The sequence below is a fragment of the Paenibacillus sp. PAMC21692 genome, assembly GCF_014303795.1.
In the GTDB taxonomy this organism is placed as follows: Bacteria; Bacillota; Bacilli; order Paenibacillales; family Paenibacillaceae; genus Pristimantibacillus; species Pristimantibacillus agaridevorans.
Genome location: NZ_CP060293.1, coordinates 4236241 through 4256745, shown reverse-complemented (window position 1 = coordinate 4256745; position 20505 = coordinate 4236241). Strand labels below are relative to the sequence as shown.

At 47.5% G+C, this 20505-nt stretch carries 17 protein-coding genes; 5 read left to right on the top strand and 12 right to left on the bottom strand.

All coding sequences use genetic code 11. The features are described 5' to 3' along the window. The first annotated feature begins 96 nt into the window (after positions 1-96). From H7F31_RS16645 to H7F31_RS16635, 3 genes are all read left to right on the top strand, one after another. Positions 97-1059 (top strand): alginate lyase family protein, encoded by a 963-nt coding sequence (locus tag H7F31_RS16645; RefSeq protein ID WP_187105114.1) that lies wholly within the window; start codon positions 97-99, stop codon positions 1057-1059. A 244-nt stretch (positions 1060-1303) separates the two neighbouring features. After that, positions 1304-2158 (top strand): alpha/beta fold hydrolase, encoded by an 855-nt coding sequence (locus H7F31_RS16640; RefSeq protein ID WP_187105113.1) that lies wholly within the window; start codon positions 1304-1306, stop codon positions 2156-2158. A gap of 13 nt (positions 2159-2171) precedes the next feature. Then, on the top strand, positions 2172-2771 hold the full coding sequence (locus H7F31_RS16635; RefSeq protein ID WP_187105112.1) for a hypothetical protein: 600 nt from the start codon (positions 2172-2174) through the stop codon (positions 2769-2771). Between the two features lie 18 nt (positions 2772-2789). Here the strand turns inward: H7F31_RS16635 and H7F31_RS16630 are convergent, their stop codons facing one another. Then, entirely contained in the window at positions 2790-3983 is a 1194-nt protein-coding gene (locus tag H7F31_RS16630) for a benzoate/H(+) symporter BenE family transporter (protein WP_187105111.1), read from the bottom strand. Positions 3984-4127: 144 nt separating this feature from the next. On the opposite strand from H7F31_RS16630, the gene H7F31_RS16625 reads away from it, so the two are divergent. Further along, entirely contained in the window at positions 4128-5561 is a 1434-nt protein-coding gene (locus H7F31_RS16625; RefSeq protein ID WP_187105110.1) for a MocR-like pyridoxine biosynthesis transcription factor PdxR, read from the top strand. A gap of 37 nt (positions 5562-5598) precedes the next feature. Here H7F31_RS16625 and H7F31_RS16620 read toward each other — a convergent pair whose 3' ends face one another. The 8 genes from H7F31_RS16620 to H7F31_RS16585 all read right to left on the bottom strand — a co-directional run bounded on the left by H7F31_RS16620 (position 5599) and on the right by H7F31_RS16585 (position 11016). Next, on the bottom strand, positions 5599-5739 hold the full coding sequence (locus tag H7F31_RS16620; RefSeq protein WP_187105109.1) for a hypothetical protein: 141 nt from the start codon (positions 5737-5739) through the stop codon (positions 5599-5601). Beyond that, positions 5736-5879 carry a hypothetical protein gene (locus H7F31_RS16615; RefSeq protein ID WP_187105108.1) on the bottom strand — a complete coding sequence of 48 codons (144 nt, stop codon included), beginning with the start codon at positions 5877-5879 and terminating at the stop codon, positions 5736-5738. Before H7F31_RS16615 ends, H7F31_RS16620 begins: the two co-directional genes overlap by 4 nt. A gap of 184 nt (positions 5880-6063) precedes the next feature. Beyond that, the gene (locus H7F31_RS16610; RefSeq protein ID WP_187105394.1) at positions 6064-6399 is read right to left on the bottom strand and encodes a metal-sensitive transcriptional regulator; all 336 of its coding nucleotides are present in this window, start codon (positions 6397-6399) and stop codon (positions 6064-6066) included. A gap of 120 nt (positions 6400-6519) precedes the next feature. Continuing rightward, on the bottom strand, positions 6520-6765 hold the full coding sequence (locus H7F31_RS16605; RefSeq protein WP_187105107.1) for a glutaredoxin family protein: 246 nt from the start codon (positions 6763-6765) through the stop codon (positions 6520-6522). A gap of 40 nt (positions 6766-6805) precedes the next feature. After that, a complete protein-coding gene (locus H7F31_RS16600) occupies positions 6806-7432 on the bottom strand; it encodes an NAD(P)/FAD-dependent oxidoreductase (RefSeq protein ID WP_187105106.1) in 627 nt (208 codons plus the stop codon). Positions 7433-7450: 18 nt separating this feature from the next. Beyond that, positions 7451-8326, bottom strand: coding sequence for a hypothetical protein (locus tag H7F31_RS16595; RefSeq protein ID WP_187105105.1), 876 nt, complete (start codon positions 8324-8326; stop codon positions 7451-7453). A gap of 30 nt (positions 8327-8356) precedes the next feature. Further along, a complete protein-coding gene (locus H7F31_RS16590) occupies positions 8357-10789 on the bottom strand; it encodes a heavy metal translocating P-type ATPase (RefSeq protein WP_187105104.1) in 2433 nt (810 codons plus the stop codon). Positions 10790-10815: 26 nt separating this feature from the next. Beyond that, a complete protein-coding gene (locus tag H7F31_RS16585; RefSeq protein WP_108991398.1) occupies positions 10816-11016 on the bottom strand; it encodes a copper ion binding protein in 201 nt (66 codons plus the stop codon). Positions 11017-11287: 271 nt separating this feature from the next. Here H7F31_RS16585 and H7F31_RS16580 point away from each other — a divergent pair, with 271 nt between their 5' ends. Further along, positions 11288-12253 (top strand): cation diffusion facilitator family transporter, encoded by a 966-nt coding sequence (locus H7F31_RS16580; protein ID WP_187105103.1) that lies wholly within the window; start codon positions 11288-11290, stop codon positions 12251-12253. 36 nt (positions 12254-12289) lie between these two features. Here H7F31_RS16580 and H7F31_RS16575 read toward each other — a convergent pair whose 3' ends face one another. From H7F31_RS16575 to H7F31_RS16565, 3 genes are all read right to left on the bottom strand, one after another. Next, positions 12290-13210 carry a F510_1955 family glycosylhydrolase gene (locus H7F31_RS16575; RefSeq protein WP_397374707.1) on the bottom strand — a complete coding sequence of 307 codons (921 nt, stop codon included), beginning with the start codon at positions 13208-13210 and terminating at the stop codon, positions 12290-12292. 210 nt (positions 13211-13420) lie between these two features. Continuing rightward, positions 13421-16378: a leucine-rich repeat protein gene (locus tag H7F31_RS16570; RefSeq protein ID WP_187105101.1), complete on the bottom strand. Its 2958-nt coding sequence runs from the start codon at positions 16376-16378 to the stop codon at positions 13421-13423. Between the two features lie 156 nt (positions 16379-16534). Next, positions 16535-20455 carry a lamin tail domain-containing protein gene (locus H7F31_RS16565; RefSeq protein WP_187105100.1) on the bottom strand — a complete coding sequence of 1307 codons (3921 nt, stop codon included), beginning with the start codon at positions 20453-20455 and terminating at the stop codon, positions 16535-16537. Positions 20456-20505: the final 50 nt, after the last annotated feature.

The window sequence follows — 20505 nt, the reverse complement described above, 5'->3', positions numbered from 1 at the left end:
ATCGCAACCGGAGATTAGCGCTTCGAACTATAATAAAGTCGTTATGATTTACATAAAGACGATCCCTTGGGGGCTCTCCGAAAGGATGACATTGCGATGAAGGCTAATTCTACCGCGGCAGAAAGGCTGATCGAGCTTGCGAACGAAAGTCTATCCGTATCCAGCCACGCCGTGGCAATCTGGCATATTCCAGGTTTCTACTACGACAAGGAAGGCCATCAAGCCGCCAAGCGGCTCATGGAAGCGGATGCTCAAGCCGCCTTTGCGACGGCAACGGCTTACCGATTGACCGGAGAAACCGTCTACGCGGACAAAGCAGCCGAGCTTATCGACGGCTGGTCATCCGTCAATGTAGGTTTTGCCGACAACGACGGCCCGCTCGTATCGGCTTATCTTGGCACCGGCCTCATTTTGGCAGCCCAACGAATCCGACATTACGAGGGCTGGAGCGCAGAGCATAGAGGACGTTTCAACCAATGGATAACAACCGTCTGTCTGCCCGCCTGGGACGGGATCCCCGGACGCAATAATTGGTGGAGCTGGAGCTTGTACGCCCAGTTATGCACTTATCGTTTTATCAATGACAGCGATGCTATTCATTCGGAAGCCATCCACCTCAAGGCGCATATCGATGAATCGCTGGACTTGTCGGGTTTTATCCCGGAGGAGACGGTACGAGGAATTAACGGCATGTGGTATCATTACTTCTCTCTTGCCCCGCTGACGGCGGCCGCCAAAATCGTGCTGGAAGAAACAGGCGAGGATTTATTCCGCTGGGTTTCCCCCTCTGGCAAAAGTCTAAAAAAAGCGCTCGATACTTTGCTCTATTACATAGACGGCCGCGCGGATGAGTGGCCTTTCGAGATGGATCAGAATGTGCCGAAGCCGCTCTCAGCCCATACTTGGCCGCTTGACATGTACGAGGGCTTAACACATCTATACGGGGATCCCGCCTACGAGAGATTCGTTGCTCCGCATCGCCCCGTCGCGAGTCACATCAATGCCAGCAGCGGCTACTTTCAGTCCTACGCCTGGTGTTTCCCGGAGTTGGATAGATAAGCTTGAATTGTTGCGTCACTAACAGACTTCACCTTCCATAGGATCTCTGCCGCTGTTATCACCAAGCAGGATACAAACGTCAAGCCGCTCAATACGGCTTTGACGTTTTTTCTTCGTTATAGGCTTCTCTAAGAAAGATACTTTCCCAGCTTTAAAAGTCGCCTCCTCTCTTGCCCGAATTTGGCGCATCTGCTACACTAACCCTGCGATAACCGTTATCATCCCATGACTGGAGGATTAATACATGATGTCGCAGTCCCATTCTTACGGCACTAGCTCATACGTAACATTACAAGACGGCCGCAAGCTCCATTACATGATAAAAGGAACAGGCTCCCCCACCGTCGTTTTCGAATCCGGTATGGGTTGCTCGCGCTCGCAATGGGGTCTCGTGCAGCCCTTAATCGGCGAACAGACCCGAGCGGTCGTCTACGACCGAGCGGGCGCGGGAAGGAGCCAGCAAGATCGCGAGCCGAGAACATTAGCACGGCTGGCGGGCGATCTTGGCAGTTTGCTGGATCATCTCGGACCAGGCCCCTTCATACTCGTCGGCCACAGCTGGGGCGGCCCCGTCATTCGTACCGTTGCCTCAAGCGACCCTTCGCGTATCCGGGCGCTGGTTCTTGTCGATCCGTCCGACGAGAATTGCGGCAGTTATTTCGCTCCGTCCACGGCAAAGTCGTTCGCCGTCATGCGGGCCATTTTGCCTTTTATGGCCCGCATCGGATTATACAAGCTGATGGGCGGCAAGGTCGGCCAAGTGCAGCCTGCCGACGTCGTGGAGGATCATCTTCGCGAAGACTTTACGGTGCATGCCGCGCGCGCGTCCAACGCGGAATCGCTTACCTTTATCGACGATTTAGCACGAATGCGAACGGAACCGCCGACGCTCGGACCGCTGCCGGTCAGCGTGATCTCCGGAACCTTTATCGCACGTGCCGAGCGCAAGATGAGGCCGGCCATTATTGCAGCCCATCAGCGTACCGTTCAGTCCCTGGATAATGGTCGCTGGGTTGAGGCTCTGCATTCCGGTCATATGATCAACTTCACCGATCCCGACATCATTGTCGACGAGATCAACCGGTATTTGTATGAATAGACGAAAAAGATTAATGTTAGTTGCTATGATTCTTCTGGCTGTAGCGGCATACTACTTTTTCTACTCCAACCTTTTTAAAGGAACAAGCACCGTCTCTCACGCCATAGCAAATCAGGGAATCATCGAAATTCATCCTTTTGCAGTCGCAGCTGAATCTGTCGGTTTGCATTCATTTGCCTCGGGCACGGTCTTCGTAGAAGCTGCCGATGATGGCAGCTGCATTATCCGAATTGTATCGCAGCTCGAGATCGATCCCGAGGACTGGGGCGGCGTTTCCTTTAGCATGCCGGGTCATCTTACCGTCAAACAATTGACCAGCAGCTACCCTGAGGATGGAACGCTTGATGATATTGCCGGCTGGCCGGCAACCTGGATTTCCACAGATAACGAGCAGAAGTACAAAACGTTTATCGAAATAGGAAGAGATCGCGGTCATCACTCCACCCGCGGCGGCAAAGGCTCCGTGCTGATCGAGATGGTATCGGTTCCCGATATGCCGATTCCCGATTCCTTCCCTATCGGCATCAGCATTGGCGGCTATAACAAAAATGGATACGACGTGATAGGCGCGGAATATATCACGATACCCATAACGTTTAAGGAGCGCGAATAAGTGATTCGCGCTCCTACGTCATTTCATATGGATATGTGCCCTGGTCCTCATTTTCTTAATCACCCACATCGCGGCCAACCCGCCTAGCAATGCCCAGACCGGCGTAGCAATCCCCAAAACATGGACATGGAGCACGGCAATCACAAAGGTGACGAAGGCCGGAATCCGCAGCTCTTTGTCCACAAAAGCGTTCTTTACGCCTCTTATAAACAACCCCAGCAAAGAAAAGCCCGTCAAAATAACGACAAACGCTTCGGGCAAGACACCGATGACATCAACAACCTTCCAAGCTGCGGCGCCGAATCCAACAACGATCAGACTAGAGACTAGCGCCGCCTTATACCGCTCGCCATGCGCTCCGGACTCCGGGCTGCTGCAGAGAGCGCTCATCAAGCCCCCTACATTCGCCGAGCTTCCGCCAAACATACCCGCGACGACGCTGGCGACTCCCGATCCTGTAATCATACGATTGACCGGAGGCCGAAAATCATGGCTTCGGAGCGAGGTGCTCGCTACCGCTATATCATTGGTCAAGATCAACAAGGCAAGCGGAAAAGCAAGCGACAACAGTCCCTCCCATGTAAAAACCGGCACGACCATAAATGGAGCGATGTAGGTCGATGAAGGCAGGTCCGGCAGACCGTTTTGCAGCCAAACTCCCACTCCCCCAAGCAACAAGGCCCACAAAGCGGGTGGCAGCGACTTGATCAAACGAGGTCCAAAAAAGTAGCCGGCTCCCGCTAACAAACCGGCAATCCGCAACTCCACGGTCGCCGGCACCATTGCAACGACGTACGTTAACAAAAGCCCGGCTAACAATGCATCAATTAATGGCTTGGGAAGCAGCGACAAAAACTTTCCAAACCAGCCTGTGACACCGAGAAGCATCAGAAGCAGTCCTGACATTACAAACGCGCCTGCCAGCTGCGGATAGGACATGCCGACAGCCGCCGTTCCCAGGAAGGCAGTAGCCGTAATGGAATGCGCTCCGGCAAATGGTATTTTGTAACGCAAGGTTAACAAAATGTTCAAGAATCCGCCTGCAACGTAGGCCGAGGTGAACCAGGATATAAGCTCGGCCTTGCCGAGTCCTGCCGCCCCTGCGGCTTGCACGATCATGATGGCGCCTCCGGTACATGCCAGCAGAGCGGACACGCAGCCGGTCAACAGCCATTGCGCCCTTGTCGCCGTTCCTCCTTTTATCCTTGCCATAATTAACACCGTCCGCGTTCACAAAATTATTCCAAGATTACGATTGTCGGTCCGATTAAAGATGCCCGATCATGATATGATAATACTCAGACAGGTCCTACTACCGGATTATCCGGGCATAATAGATTCTAAGGAGGCTCTGATGTGTGGAAGCCCGATCGAGATGACGCCCGCCCGCTCTACGTACAAATTGCCGATTATCTGGAGCAGAGAATCGCTTACGGCGATTTCCCTCCAGGCAGCGTTCTTCCTTCCGAACGGAAGTTGGCGGTACAGCTTCAGGTCAACCGAAGCACCGTCATTGCAGCATTCGGGGAGCTTCGCGCGATGGGAATCGTCGAGAGCCACGTTGGGAGGGGCACACGGGTCAGCATGATGAAATGGGGCGCTGCCCCGCGGCATACGCCTAACTGGAGCCGTTACGCCGAGGGAGGCCAATTTTTGCCGAATCTGCCTTTCATGAGACGCATTCGGGAAGCATTAGCCGAACGGCCGGGGCTGATCGATATGGCTAGCGGCGAGTTGGCCGGAGATCTTGCCCCGACCGAGGAGATCGCGGCTTTATTGAAGGAACACGATTATACAGCCTATCTGGGCTACGATAACCCGCAAGGTTCGCTCCCGCTTCGTCAGGCCGTAGCGGAATATTTGTTGCGGCACCGCGGCATTAGGACAACGGAATCTTCGATTCTGATAACGTCGGGTTCGCAGCAATCCCTATATCTCATCACGCAATGTCTGTTGTCTCCGGGCGAAGCCGTTGCGATAGAAGATCCGTCCTATTGTTATTCGCTGCCTTTGTTCCAATCGGCGGGGCTCCGGCTATTTCGACTGCCGGTGGACGAGGGCGGCGTCAATCCCCAAGATATACTGGAGTTATACCGGAAACATCGGATTAAGGCTGTATTTCTAAATCCCAATTACCAGAATCCTACGGGCACGGTACTGAGCGACGAACGACGAAAGCGGGTGCTGGAGGTGGCTGGCGAACTTGGACTCCCCATTATCGAGGACGATCCGTTTAGCCTGACCTCATACGGCGATCTGCCGCCGAGTCCGCTTAAGTCCATAGACCAGGCGGGCACCGTCCTCTATATCGGCTCTTTTTCCAAGATCGCTGCTTCCGGCTTGCGAGTCGGATGGATGGTCGCCCCCCATACCATCGTCGAACGTCTGGCGGACGCCAGACAGCAGATGGATTTCGGCCTAAGCATTCTGCCTCAGCTGGTGGCGGGGCAGTTCTTGCGCTCGGAGCATTTCGCCCCCCATCTGGACCGACTTCGGACATCGCTGCAATTTAAAAGAGATCTGCTCATCGAAGCCATGGACAAAGAACTGCGCGGCCTGGTAGAATTCGAAGCTCCGAGCGGGGGCTTGCATCTCTGGTGCAGGCTGCTTCCCGAGGTCCCGGAAGGCAAGCTGCTGGAAGAGTCCATCGCCGCCGGAACCGTGTTCGTCCCAGGCAGCGTCTACGGTTCAGACAAAGGTTATGCGCGATTTACATTCGCCAGGCCAAAGGAAGAAGAAATTGCTCCGGGCGTTGCCGGTTTCGCCCAGGCTCTACGAAGCTTGATCTAAGCCGGACATTGGATGTCTGCTGTGCCGTGGGTCGCGACTATTGCAGTTCATCCTTTTTGTCAACTTCGATCTCGTCCCATCTTCTGGAGTAGGCTTTGTTCGTAATCCAAAAGGTCATCCAGGACAACACGATTATAATAATCGCCGAAGCAATCCAAATGCTCGTAGGAACATTCATGACTGGACCTCCTCCTTGCCGATCGCTGCCGCAACTTGCCGGTCATCTTCTCGGATAATATGGACACCTGCGAAATATAGAACCAACGGTGCCCCCACGAATGCGGCACTGAGAATAATAAAGCTGCTCGTTACTAACATGGAACGATTCCCCCTTAGTTGATTGAGTTTGATGTCTTGTGAATCTATCGTAAGCGGGATTGGCTGAGATGTAACCAGCCAATTGACGGTTAATTGGACCATCCAATGTAAAAAGCACCTTGCCAGCGACAAGGTGCGATGATTATCAGAAATCGGGAGGGCCACGATCGCCTCTCCCCATTTTTTATTTCATTAATTTGGCGACGGTGGTCAACAACTCATCCAATACGTCGCGATCGCCTTCTTCGATGCGCTCCACCACGCAGCTCTTTAGATGGTCTTCCAACAACTGCTTGCCAACTCCATTAAGGGCGGATTGAATCGAGGAGATTTGATGAAGGATATCATCGCAATACACATCCCTTTCGATCATCCCTTTGACTCCGCGGACCTGCCCTTCGATCCGGTTGAGTCGGCTAATTAAATTTTGTTTCGTTTTATCGGAATGATGGCTTTTTCGCTCGGTAGACGATTGATGGCTGCACGAGGCATCCTCTTGTACATGGTGATCGATGTGTATCCCCTCCTTATTATTCTTACCTTATCATGCTCCCCCATCCAAAGTAAAGCTACCCCATGGCACTAAAAGGCGAGTGGAATAACAAAGCAGCCCTTTTTGGCGGGCTGCTTTGGAACAGCATTACGATTTTTGCAGCAAGCCGCTTATTTCATTCAGGTTTTCCGCAAAGCCGACAAACACCTTGTCGCCAATAACAATCGTCGGCACGACCTGCTTCCCCGTAAGATTCCAAACTTCTTCCGGATATTTTGGGTCTTCTTCGCAGTTGTAATCGGTATACGGGATGTCGTTTTCCTTAAAATAGCGTTTGGCAAAGTTGCAATCGCTGCATGTAGGAATCGTATAGATTTTTACTGTTTCGTCCATCTGCGTTCCTCCTTAATGGGTGGTCTTCGACGGCGCCATATTACGTGGATGCCGTAATTTTTTGCAGCTGCTCTAACGTCACTCGGTCCACAAACTTGCTGAATTTCTCTTTGCTTTTGGCATGTTCCTTATAGAAGTCAATGATGGCCATAACCGCCGGAATCAATCGTTCTTCTTTTAATCCGGAATGCAGCTTCTTGGCAAACGTTGTTTTTAGCCCTTTGGATTCGCCGCCCACGTATAGGTCGAACGTATCTCGCATTTTAATCACGCTAATGTCTTTAATGAGCGGCTCGCTTGTCCCTAACGCACAGCCGGCATACCCGATTTTAAGCGGCATCGGTGTCGGAATGCCGGCAATCGCTCCGTTTAAGGTTTGGGCTACCGCAAGCCCGGCTTCTTCCGCGCCCTTGCAAAAATTGCAGGCGATAAGGCTTTTGGTGACAAAACCAGCCGGGTTGACTTCCAGTCCGCTTTGCTCCAGCTCAGCCTGGATCCTATCGCGCTTCTCTACCGCCACATCCGCATACAACTGTTTAAAGGGCGTCATTTCCAGTTTGGCATCCGGTCCTATCAGATCACCGATGATGCCGAGCTGTTTGGATGTAAACAGGCTGCCGCCAAGCTGCAGAGCGGGGCTGATTGCAATTTTTACGATCTCTCCCATTTCCATTCGCCCCTTGCTTTATTGAATTTCCACGACATAAGGGACCGTAAATACGTTGCCTTCATGCTGGAATTGTCCCCAAATTTTATACGTGCCGGGATTCGGGAAAGCCGTCATAAATTCCGCTTCCGGCCCGGATGCTTTTTCGTCAACAGGGTGTACATGGAGGTATTGCTCCGCATCCTCCGAAAGAATGACGACGTGTCCGACAGCGCCGAGGTATTGCTCCAGATTGCTGATGCCTTCTTTCGTTTTATCGTCCTTAACGGTAAACGACAGCTTGGCTTCAGCTTTTGCTTTTGTGCTGCCAAGAGCCAGTGTGACTTCTTTTCCATCAACAACTTTTACCAGCTCCGCATCCGCTGTGATGCTTTCCTGCGGTTTGGTTTCTCCGTCTACCGTTACCCACTCGCTAAGCGTTGTGCCGGATCCGCCCTTTGGAACAAAATCCGCAAAAACTTTGTATTCTCCTCCGTTCGGAAATGAGGTATCTACCGTAAACGTCCCCTTTCCGTCCCACTCGGGATGAATATGGTTGAAGTAAGAAAGATCCTTATTTACGATGATGATGTGCATCAGTTTTTCATGGTTCAATTCAAAGTCCTGGACGGTCTGGTCGTTGCTGTCGGTCACCTGAACGTTCAGCTTTGTGTTCTCGGATGCATTAGCCGTTCCTGATGCAAACGAAAAGGAAGCTTTATAGTTGTCTGCCGAATGTTCATCTGTATCGTGACCATCGTGTGACCCAGAGTCGTTACTGTTTATGGCTGGGTTTGCGGCTCCGTTTTGATGGGAGCCGCCGTGCCCATCGGCACTCTCCTTTGGCGTACCGCAAGCGGTCAACATTCCAATAGTCAACACTCCGGATAAAATGAGCATCATTCTTTTTTTCATTTTAGGCTCTTCTCCATTCTGACTTCCTGATTAGTGGCGTACTTTCACACGCTGCAAGCGAAGCGCATTAAGGACAACCGATACCGAACTTAACGCCATTGCCGCGCCTGCCACCCATGGAGCCAGTAAGCCAATCGCGGCAATCGGGATGCCGAGCGTGTTATAGCCCAGCGCCCAGAACAGGTTTTGTTTGATATTGGCCATTGTCTTGCGGCTCAAATAGATCGCATCGGGAATGCTCGACAGATCGCCGCGCATCAGCGTCACATCCGCTGCTTCCATCGCCACATCCGTCCCGGTGCCAATGGCCATGCCGATGTCCGCTGTCGCCAGCGCTGGCGCATCATTAATGCCATCGCCAACCATTGCCACTTTTTTGCCTTGGGCCTGCAATTTCTTAACTTCCTCGGCCTTGCCTTCTGGAAGTACCTCGGCCCGGACTTGATCAATGCCGACTTGAGCTGCAATCGCTTTGGCGGTCCGTTCGTTGTCGCCTGTAATCATGATGACCTCGATGCCCATTTGCTTAAGACGGCTCACCGCCGCTTTCGACGTTTCCTTGATCGTATCGGCTACCGCGACCATACCGGCGTAACGATTGTCGATGGCGACCAGCATGGCCGTTTTGCCTGCTTCCTCCAGACGGGACATCGGCTCATAGGCAGCTTTAGCGTCCACATCGTATTTCTCCATTAAGCGACGTGTGCCGACAAGCAGCTCCCGGCCGTCTACCACGGCTTTGATGCCATAGCCTGGAATAGCTTCGAACGATTCGGTTCCCGGCAGCTCGATTTGTTTGGCCACAATACCGGCCACTATTGCTTCTGCCAGCGGATGCTCCGAATTTTTTTCGGCCGCGCCGACAAGTCGAAGAAACTCCGCTTCGTTGTCTTGCGTGATCACATCGGTCAGCTCCGGCTTGCCTTTTGTAACGGTGCCGGTTTTGTCCAGAATGATCGCATTGATCTTGTGAGTCTGCTCCAGATGCTCGCCGCCCTTAAACAGAATGCCCATCTCAGCCGAGCGGCCGGAACCGGCCATAATCGAAGTCGGCGTTGCCAAACCGAGAGCACAAGGGCAAGCAATAACGAGAATCGCAATGGCAATTTCAAGTGCGTGGGCAAAATCGCCTGGCGTAATGAAAAAGTACCATACCAGGAACATTACAATGGCAATCCCTACGACAATCGGAACAAATATGCCAGAGATGACATCGGCTACCCGCTGAATCTGCGCTTTGGAGCCTTGCGCTTCTTCTACGACTTTAATGATTTGCGCAAGAGCCGTTTCTTTGCCGACTTTGGTCGCTTTGATGCGCAGGATGCCGTTTTTGTTGATGGTAGCCCCGATAACGGAATCGCCAGCTTTCTTTTCGACTGGCAGGCTTTCGCCTGTCAGCATGGATTCATCCACCGATGACACGCCTTCCAGCACTTGGCCGTCCACCGGCACTTTATCGCCAGGGCGAACAAGTACGACATCCCCTACGATAACGTCTTCCACCGGGATCGTTATTTCCTGGCCATCCCGAATGACCAACGCCGTTTTGGCTTGCAGTCCCATCAGCGACTTGATTGCTTCCGAAGTGCGTCCCTTTGCCAGCGACTCGAACAATTTACCCATAATAACCAGTGTGATCAGCACCGCGCTGGTTTCGTAATAAAGCGCAGGGCCATGATGCATCTGATCCCCGGCGGCGAACCAGTCAATCGTAAGATACAGGCTGTAAAAATACGCGGCCGATGTTCCAAGCGCAATTAGAACATCCATGTTTGCGCTGCGATTTCGCAGCGCCTTATACGCGCCGACATAAAACTGCTTCCCGATATAAAACTGTACCGGTGTAGCCAACAAGAGCTGAACCCAAGGATTCATCAGGAAATCGGGCATGTAGATCCATGACGTAAAGGAGAAGTGACCCACCATCGTCCACAACAACGGAAAAGAGAGAATGGCCGAGATGAGCAATTTCAGCTTCTGCTGGCGAATCTCGCGGACGCGATGGTCGGCCGCGTTTTGATTTTCCTGTTTGACGAGTGCTTTGTAGCCCAGCTTTTTGACTTTTTCCTGCATGTCCTCGATCGTGATTTCACCAGCCGAATATTCGACGCGGGCCGTTTCCATTGCAAAGTTTACGGTTGCGCTGGTTACGCCCGGCAGTTTGCCAAGCCCTTTTTCAATTTTGTTGGCGCAGGCGGCGCAGGTCATGCCTTCCAGATTAAACTGGGCCACTTCCGTCACCGTTCCGTATCCGAGCTTCTTGATCGTATCTTCCAGGTTTTTTACGTCCACTTTATCCGGATCGTAGGTGACATTTGCTTTTTCCAGTGCAAAGTTGACATTTGCATTGGCCACGCCATCTAATTTATTAAGCCCTTTTTCAATCCTGTTGGCGCAGGCGGCGCAGGTCATGCCCGTTATTTGAAATGACGACTGTTTCGCCTTCGTTGCTGTCGTTTCCACTATGTTTCACTCCTTTTTCGTTTAGCTCAGACCACGTCATAGCCCTGTTCTTCAATAACTTCCTTGATCCGATCCAGAGAAACCTTCTGTTCGTCGAACGACACATCGACCGACTCGCCCTTTAAATTCACTTTTCCGCTTGCGCCGATTTCTTTCAGCGCGCCTTCAATGGAGTTCACGCAATGCTGGCAGCTCATCCCTTGTACATTCAATGTTATGTTTTTCATATTTTCATCCGTCCCTTCAAGTATTGATAGTGGTTATTTTCAAATAGGAAACTGTCGCTTTCGTAAACTTAGTATACCCCCGTACCCTATAAACGTCAACTCTTTTTTTGTCTCTTTTACATTCCCCTTGATTGACGAGCTTATTCTTGACAATAGCAATTTAACGTTTTTCAGTTAACATTTTTCTTGACATGTAATTTTTGATACACTTATAATAATACCAACACAACATATGAGCAAGTGTTCATATATTAATGGTGGAGGGATTTTAATGGCGGGACATCACCACGATCATGGCCATGACCATGGGCAAACCAACAACAACAAAAAGATTTTATTGATTTCATTTATTATCATTACGGCGTATATGGTCATCGAAGCAGTGGGCGGATTTATGACCAACAGCTTGGCATTATTATCGGATGCGGGCCATATGCTTTCGGACTCTTTGGCATTGGCGATTGCCTTACTCGCCTTCAAATTCGGCGAAAAAGCGGTCAGTACGGGAAAAACATACGGATACAGACGTTTCGAAATACTGGCTGCCACGCTCAATGGACTGACTCTGATCGGTGTGTCCCTTTACATCTTTTATGAAGCGATCGAACGTTTTGCCAATCCGCCGGAAGTCGCTACGGTTGGCATGCTTATCATCAGTACCATCGGGCTGCTGATTAACATCCTGGTTGCCTGGATTATGATGCGCGGCGGCGATACGGAGCATAATTTGAACATGCGCGGCGCTTTCTTGCACGTGATCAGCGACATGCTGGGTTCGGTAGGCGCCATTGCGGCCGCTCTGCTCATGATGTTCTTTGGCTGGGGCTGGGCCGACCCGTTGGCCAGCGTCATCGTCGCCGTACTCGTACTCCGCAGCGGCTATATCGTGAGCAAGTCTTCCTTGCATGTATTAATGGAAGGAACTCCGCGCAATATGAAGGTAGAAGACATCGCGCAAGCCATTAGGGAGGTCGACGGCGTCAAAGGTGTACATGATTTGCATATTTGGTCGATTACGAGCAATATGCATGCTCTGACTGCCCATATTGTAGTGGATGGGAATAAGACGGTGTACGAAACGGAAGCCTTATTGCACAAAGTCGAACATATGCTGGAGCATAAAGACATTCGCCACGTAACCTTGCAAGTGGAATCGGAAAATCACACGCATGAGGACAACCTTTTATGCACCATTAAAGCAAGTCTGCCCGATGCGCATGCTCATCATAATCATTAATGCAAAGAGCAGCTGGATGTTGTCCAACTGCTCTTTTTAACGATCTAAAGCTTCACCTTGATTGGCTATCTTTATCCATGTAACCCCTTGATCGTCGGAGAGGTAAACATCTTTATTAACAGTCGTAAACACCAGCTCCCGTTCATCAACGGGATTGATGGCGATATAGGATGGTGCATCGTCGATTAATTCCGGAAGCGTTAATTGATTAGGCGTATTTTCAGCCCCCATCTTGAACATAACGCCTTTGTCTTGATAACCTCCGACGTACAATTGGCCTTCCAAACTATACGCGACGGCTGTCACTGGGATATTCGCTAATTTTTCAAAACGGTTGCCATAATCTGTGGACACATATAACGCCTTCTCCGTCCCCACCGCCACAATCGCATCCTCATACGGATGGGCGGACATGGCAACCACTTCCTCCGTTATGCCAATCATTTCACTTTGCTGCCAATTTTTTGTCTCATCCAGTGTATAATATAAACCGACCGTTTTCAGCTTTGCATTCGGTTCCGGGTTGAATGCATAAATCGTTTGGCCCGTATACGAAGCGCTTAACAAATGGAAGTCAATCTGTCCGTATAAATCTAGATGCTCCAAGCTTTTCCCACTGTCTGCACTCTTAACGATACCAAGCGGATTTTTTAAATCCGAATCCAGGGACGGATGCCCGCTGCTGTAAAATCCGCCATCGACCATCGAGAAACCCATGTAATCATGTTTGTATCCGGAAACTTCACCCCATTTTCCCTGAGAAAACTTTCTTAATCCGTCATGAGCCGGAATATAAATGTTTTGTCCGTCGGAGGTGTAGCCTAAACCGTGAATGTGAGTCAGTATAACAGGATCGCTCTCCTTCCCTTGCATGGAACATCCGGTTAAAAAAATGGCAATAAGTACGACGAAGAACGACCGCTTGCGTTTAACAAACTTATCTCTCGATTGAAACATATGCACTTTTCAAATCCCCTCTTGATTCAACTTTCTCCTAGTCCCTAGTTAAATTTATATACCCCACACTTTTGAAGAACTTGTGTAGAGCGGTAAAAAATCATTGGGCAGTTGGAGAGCCAAAAAGAGCCAAAACCGCAATGGTTTGGGCTCTTTCTTTTACGATACTCAGTGCAACCTCGAACTTGAGTCTGGCGATTAATTCAGCAACTACTTATTTTCCAGACGGCCTAACACCTCTTTAAATTTTACAAACATTTTTGCTGCCTGCGCCCTTGTTGCTTGATCGTCAGGCCTAAAGTTTCCGTCGGACCCCTCTGCAATTTTTATTTCAACAAGCATCGCAATGGCGTTTTGTGTTTCTTGATCATATCCTGCGGTATCCGAGAAATATGCCAACTGTCTCGGTTCGTATGGTGTTCCGTTTACCTTGTCATAGGTACGGTAAAAAATTAAAGCAAGGTGAGCACGTGACACATCGGCAAAGGGGTTGAATGTCTGGTCTGGATAACCTTTAACCATACCAATTGCATATGCCTTCTCAAGTTCCTCCATTGAATCTTTCCCGATCGATTGAACATCTGAAAATGGCACCTGCTTTTGTTCATCCAATTCCAATAATCGTACAAACAGACTTGTTACTTCCATACGGCTTATCGGCTCATCCGGTCGGAATGATTGATCTGAATAACCATAAAACAATCTCTCCCAATAGGTCTTCTTGATATAGCTTTCTGCCCAATGACCTGCAATATCGGTGAATGGGACCTTTGCCAATCGATTCACTGTGATGGAATAGGTTTTTTCATCCCCGTTTTCAGCGAAAATAACGATATCGATCATGTTTTTACCTTCGTTTAAATGCCATGTTTTCTTATCTGCAAACGCTTCGCCGTCTAATGCGATTTTCGCCATGGGATGATGCGTCTTCACGATAATTTCTACGGTTTCTGCTTCCGTATCGCCCAAATCATATTCAAATTGGGCCCGATCAAAAGGCAATCTATTTTCCCCATCAACAATTGCCTCGAATCTGTCCAAACTTATGTCACTGGAAGGAATATAAACTCCCCATACCGGGTCTGGACTAGCATCAGTTGATAAAACGACCAGTTGCAGTGTAGTTTGATTAAGAATATTATAGTCTGCTAAAGTGCGACCATCCTCTAACACATTGCCTCCAAAAGATATTTTTTGCTTTTCCGTTGCAATCCCCGCAGTATCATGAATTTTTTGTTTCAGCTGCTGAATAGAGTCGCTGCCATATGCGTGAAGGGTAATTGTCTCCCCATCTCCTATTTGCACCTGAATGATTAAAAGGGATTTATCAATATTGTTGATCCCTATCCTCTCGATTTTTTCATTCCCCTTCTTATCTTTTACATATACGGTGTATGTTCCATTTTCCGAAACAGTAAATCGATTGTCGGTCACACCGTCACCGTCTCCAGCCTGGAAATCGACAAGGTCTTTACTTCCTTCTGCCCACTTCAATTCCCGGATGCTTTCTTGCAGCTTATTCACACTTACAGAAATCGTAATATCTTGATTTGTAGGATTTGTTTCACTTGGCGTCAAGATCATCTCTAAACACTCTGCCTTGGATGATTCCTGGAACGAATAACCTTTATCGTTGGCATGTGTTTCAGCAGCAGATCCGAAACAACCATAGAGCGTTAGATCTGCTGGATTTGTTTGATTTCCTTCAAACGCGCTTCCTTCAATGCTGGCATTATAACTTATGATCGTTACAGAAGTTAAATCATTTGCTGAAAATGCTTGTTTTTCAATGCTAGTGACACCATATGGGATTTCAACCGCTATTAATTGCTTCCCCGTAAAGGCATCTTCCCCGATTATAGTCACAGCTTTACCATCTATCGTATCCGGAATGAGCACATCCGTGTCCGAACCAGTATAACCTGTGATCGTTATTGTATCGTTTTCATTAATTACACATGAAAAATCTGTATTTTCCCCACAATCCGTTGAACCACTATCCTCCAATATTTGAAACGTGTAGCCGATTGCTATCGCGTATTGCTCTGTTGTCGATCCACTATGACCAAATAGCGTTATATCCCCTGGTGTCGCAGGCGGAGCTTGAAAAAAAGGAAACATCCCAAATACCAGTTCGTCATTATAAACCCTTATTTCTATTAAGGGATTAAAAGCAAATGAAGCATCGCCAATCGTTCTCACACTATTGGGCAACGTTAATGTAGTAATCTCGTTCTGAAAAAATGCACTCGTCGCGATAAGGTTCACAGTACTAGGGATCACTACTTCTTCCAGTTTATTCTGTGCAAAAGCGTGCTCGCCAATTTCCTCCACGCCTTCGTCTAAGATAACCGCTTCCAGCACATTTCCCATGAACGCTTCTTTTTCAATTACAGACACGCTGCCAGGAATGCGAACCGACTCCAGCAAGTTATCTTTAAAGGCACTTTCTCCTATTGAGCTTAATCCTGCTTGCAAGGTTAACGTGCGAATATTATTTTTACCATCTTCACCTATAAATGCCTTCTTTCCAATAGAAATAATTGTACCAGGCAGCGTCGCTTCCTCCAGCTTGTTATCAATAAACGCCTCCTCGCCAATTACCTCCACGCCTTCCGGAATATGTACTGATCGTATTTCATTATCCCAAAATGCTTTATCTTTTATTGTTTTCAAACCTTCTCTTAATGTTACCGTCTTCAGACTTCCCTGGCTAAACGCTCCTTCAGCAATTGTAGTCACTGTACCAGGGATATCAACATTCTCCATTTCATTTCCTGCAAATGCCATCAAACCTATTTCTATTAACCCTTCATTTAAAATAACAGCGTCCAATTCACATCCCATAAATGCCCCCATTCCTATGGTCGTGACAGTCCCGGGAATCGTTACTTTATCCAACTTTAATCCCATAAATGCCTGATCTGCAATCGCTGTAACATCTTTTCCCTGAATCTGTTCCGGAATATTCACATCCGTATCCGTTCCCAAATACTTTACGATCGTTATCGTTCCACCAACATCCAAAATATCGTAATCCGCCTCATCCGCAAAAACTTCCGATACTGGGTTCATTAGCATATGCGGCAAAATGAGCAACAGCATGAGTCCAATCATCCCGGCTTTACGAATATAACCTCTCCATTTGTTACCTTCTTCCTGTAACATCTTCCTCCACCTTTCCATTTACGATTGTATAGAACCATCTTAACAAACCCTTATGAAAGAATAATGAAAGGCTTGAAGCACTGAGCCTGATCCATTCTGGGCGCATCACAAAAAATCTCCCTTCGGTTAATTCCAAAGGGAGATTGTCCATTTCATTTACTTCATAAACTCTGTCACTAAATTTTTGAATACGGTGGCCACTGCCGCTCTGTCTGCAGTTGCCTTTGGCGCGAAGGTGTTTCCGCCAATTCCGCTTATAATGCCATAACTTTGAATAGTTGTCACTGCATCCTTCGCCCAATCGCTCACTGCGTTTGCATCTGCAAAGGCCGGCTTGTTTGTGCCTGTTAATTTAATGCCCTTGAACTCCATATAGTTATGAAGCATCACTGCCATTTGCTCGCGAGTGATCGGTGCACCTGGATTAAATCTTTCATTCCCTACACCTGACACAATCTTTTTATCAGATGCCCAGGCAATTGCAGCGCCATACCAAGCATCCTTATCTACATCCACAAATACTGTTGTGTTGTAGCCAGAAAGGTCTGCTCCCTCAATATTCGCAATAACCTTTGCAAACATAGCCCTTGTCATTTCTTTATTCGGCGCAAACTCATTCTCGCTTACCCCATTAAAGAACTGGCGAGCGGCTACAAAGTTTACTGCGTCTGCATACCATTGTGTGCTTAAGACATCTGCAAACTCCACTTTATTGTAGCCAATCACATAGCTGGAGAAGTGGTTAACCCTCATCTTTACCGTACCAGCCTCGACATCATATATTCCCATGACATGTTCAAGCTTTCCGTTCTTGTCCAGATAATATACGACAATGGCGTTTGGATTTTCGCCTTGTTGTAAAGTGTACGGAACGGATACGCTCACTAAACCGCCATTGAAATCAGCTATCTCCTCATCACCGCTTTTTACAGTAAAATCGAATACCGGTCTGTTCGCAATCCGCTCTTTAGTAACTGCGGACACCGAAAGTGTGCTCGAATCAACAACACTAGCTGATATCTTTACATCTGCCTTAGCCGCTTCGGCAATTCTTTTTAGAGCTACATCGTCAAAAGTGATGGTTGCAATCGGCGATGCAATGACAAGTGCTTCTACCTGGGCTTCGGCTATTGCTCCAATAGATTTGTTTGGAATCATCAGTTCTACTGTCTTGGCATTTGCAACAGCTTCTACATTGATTTCAACAGTGGTTTCTGTACCGTTCTCAGATTCCGCGGAAGCAATTGCATCTGCTATTGCTTGTTCTGTTAGAGCCGCTGTAGCTATGCTGCCTTCAGCAGTTTGCGTTAATTTGGAAGTAACGCTGATTCTGTTCTGTTCCACTGTTGGCGCGTCTGGTGTTGGGATTACTGCTCCATTGTTGCCGCCTCCTGGGCCGCCAGTACTTCCATCGCTTTCTTTATAATCAGATGCAATAGAACCTATAGATAAAGAGCCCAATTTATCTCCATCTTTAAATCGATACACCGGTCTTTGACCATCTTTGGTGTAACTTGCCTCTGCAATTGCAAATCCTTCATTATTGGCACTAATGTCGACACCACTTGCAGGCATGATGTGAACAACCTCTGGATTGCTCTCTCCATTGAGTGTTATTTTTGCTGCACGGTTACCATATCCATCATCCGCAACGACCCACAATACATGTTCATAAGTATCGTAGTCAAGAGCCATTGCTCCGCCAATCTTTCCGTCCATATCAGCAATTTGAACAGAGCTCCCATCTTCATTTAAAACATATGCGTATACATGACCGTTATCTTCTAATGCCACAAAGAACACACCGTTTGAAATTGCATCTGGATAATTCGTTGCATCAAAAACGGTATTCGTATTTTGGTCATAAAGCTTATCATCAACATTTGCGTTTGATACCCATTCTACAGCTTCAATACCCATATTGGCAGAAACCTGTGGCAATGAAGCAGTTAAATCCCACTGCTGTAATGCAACCAAATCATTGTCTTCTTTACGTGGATCAACTTTCAAAATCATATTAAAGTTAACTCCTTTAACATGATTATCACGTTCAGAAGCAATATAAACAAAACCATCTTTATCTACTGTAATTCCTTCTGCATCCGGACCTGCTGCGCCTGCATTGTCTGCATCCTTTTGGAATCGAACACGTTTGCCGTTTTCAAAACCTTTTGCAAAACTCAACTTTCCGTCTTTTGAAACGTCTAAAATCCAGAACTTGCCTGTACCGTTATCAACAGCATATAATTGGCCATTAAAGAAATCCAACCCTGATGAATCTTCTAAAAATGTTTCTTTAGTGTCAAAAATGACAACTTCATTATTACCTGGCCATGCAATCATTTCAGGGATACCTTCAAATTTATTTGCTTCACCAGGCGTTGCTTCTTTTGTACTTCTATACTCGCGTCCGGTAACATCCGGATATAATCCCCAAGTAGGATTTGTATGATCTGCCCATGTTGTGCTGGCTATTAACCTTTCATTTTCAAACAAACGTACAGAATCATTTTTTCCAAGTCCAAAACCAAATGTTTCTTCCGACAATACCAAAAATCCAGATGCCGGAATGGTTGTGCCTTCAGGGATTACATATTGATGTGTATCATCATTGTCTTTAATGACGATTCCCGAAATATCTATAACTTCTCCTGTTGGATTAGCAAGTTCTATCCAATCAGGTCCCCCATTCGAGTCATTTGACTGCACTTCATTTAATGCAACAGGATTTGTTACAACATTTGCTTTTCCTTTAGTCGAAGTGGGAAACTCTATTAATTCTCCTGTTCCATCCGGAATGCGTGCGTATACGCCATTTGCATGTAATGCCCACGAATATTCTGCAATGGACACACCATCTTTATTAAAAATAGTAACTTTATCAGCCTTTCCTAAACCAAATGTAAAATCCTTATTTTGATCAAAAACATAAAATCCGCCTGGATTAAGAACGGTTCCCTCTACTACGGGTGTTATATCTGCAGCATGTCCTACCGGATCATCATCGTATAAATGCCAACCGGATAGATCTACGGCTGTTGTTCCTACATTATAAATTTCAACCCAATCCGTAGCATCACCGTCGGACTCTACTTCATTGATTACTATCTGAGGTTTATACCATTCGTTGTTTAGTCCCTTTGTTTCTTTCATTAATCCAAACGAACCCGTCCCATCCGGATATCTTCCGTAAGACGCCAATGCATCGTTATTTTCATAACTAGCGTGCACGGTCCATGAATATTCGTCCAGTAAATTCCCTTCTACGTCATATAAACGAATAGAATCCCCTGAACCGATACCAATTGCTGCTTGGAATTCACCTGCACCATAAGCACCTGTCTGATCATCGTATACCTGACCAACCGTACTTGCCTCAACTACAAACAATCCATCTGCTTGCAGCTTTGTTCCTTCTGGAAATTTCCAACGATGGTCATTAGAATTGTCTCGAATTTCATAGCCGGAAAGATCCATCTCTTCTGTTCCTATATTAATAAACTCTACCCAATCATCCGGCGCAGAATTAATCTCATTTATTAGTAATTTATGTTTAGGCAACTCTTCTTCTTCTACAATATTTAACTCGCCTTTGGTTGGTTTCAGATCAACAAATTCTCCCGTTCCGTCTGGCACCCTTGAATATGTGCCACCTGCATGACCTGAATAAGTATACGAATCCAACAACGTATTGTTACTATCATACAAAGATACTGTATCTTCTTTTCCCAACCCCAGATTATCATTACCTTGTTCAATAACAAGAATTTCGCCAGCTTGTAATACAGTCCCACCCGCAATACGCCACTCTTCACTTTTTCCATTTTCTTCGTTTATTTCCAAACGTTCTAAACCTTTGTCATCTGTAACAAACCATCCGCTGATATCTATATCTTCATTGCCAGTATTCATTATTTCTATCCAATCGATATCTGTCCCTGTATCATTAGATTCAATTTCATTAATAAAAACTGTATTTTCTATTTCTGATGCCTCAACATACCGCATTGGAGATATTACCATGGATCCAATAATAAACATGTTTAACATACTCATTACTTTTTTCCTGTTTTTCATTTTCACTTCTCCCTACTCGTTTTCTTTAATAATGAGACATCATTGTAAAA

What these genes read in the sequence shown, in the direction of transcription:
- H7F31_RS16645 (WP_187105114.1), top strand. Translation starts at nt 97, where the DNA reads ATGAAGGCTAATTCTACCGCGGCAGAAAGGCTGATCGAGCTTGCGAAC.
- H7F31_RS16640 (WP_187105113.1), top strand. Translation starts at nt 1,304, where the DNA reads ATGATGTCGCAGTCCCATTCTTACGGCACTAGCTCATACGTAACATTA.
- H7F31_RS16635 (WP_187105112.1), top strand. Translation starts at nt 2,172, where the DNA reads ATGTTAGTTGCTATGATTCTTCTGGCTGTAGCGGCATACTACTTTTTC.
- H7F31_RS16630 (WP_187105111.1), bottom strand. Translation starts at nt 3,983, where the DNA reads ATGGCAAGGATAAAAGGAGGAACGGCGACAAGGGCGCAATGGCTGTTG.
- H7F31_RS16620 (WP_187105109.1), bottom strand. Translation starts at nt 5,739, where the DNA reads ATGAATGTTCCTACGAGCATTTGGATTGCTTCGGCGATTATTATAATC.
- H7F31_RS16615 (WP_187105108.1), bottom strand. Translation starts at nt 5,879, where the DNA reads ATGTTAGTAACGAGCAGCTTTATTATTCTCAGTGCCGCATTCGTGGGG.
- H7F31_RS16605 (WP_187105107.1), bottom strand. Translation starts at nt 6,765, where the DNA reads ATGGACGAAACAGTAAAAATCTATACGATTCCTACATGCAGCGATTGC.
- H7F31_RS16600 (WP_187105106.1), bottom strand. Translation starts at nt 7,432, where the DNA reads ATGGGAGAGATCGTAAAAATTGCAATCAGCCCCGCTCTGCAGCTTGGC.
- H7F31_RS16595 (WP_187105105.1), bottom strand. Translation starts at nt 8,326, where the DNA reads ATGAAAAAAAGAATGATGCTCATTTTATCCGGAGTGTTGACTATTGGA.
- H7F31_RS16585 (WP_108991398.1), bottom strand. Translation starts at nt 11,016, where the DNA reads ATGAAAAACATAACATTGAATGTACAAGGGATGAGCTGCCAGCATTGC.
- H7F31_RS16580 (WP_187105103.1), top strand. Translation starts at nt 11,288, where the DNA reads ATGGCGGGACATCACCACGATCATGGCCATGACCATGGGCAAACCAAC.
- H7F31_RS16575 (WP_397374707.1), bottom strand. Translation starts at nt 13,210, where the DNA reads ATGTTTCAATCGAGAGATAAGTTTGTTAAACGCAAGCGGTCGTTCTTC.
- H7F31_RS16570 (WP_187105101.1), bottom strand. Translation starts at nt 16,378, where the DNA reads ATGTTACAGGAAGAAGGTAACAAATGGAGAGGTTATATTCGTAAAGCC.
- H7F31_RS16565 (WP_187105100.1), bottom strand. Translation starts at nt 20,455, where the DNA reads ATGAAAAACAGGAAAAAAGTAATGAGTATGTTAAACATGTTTATTATT.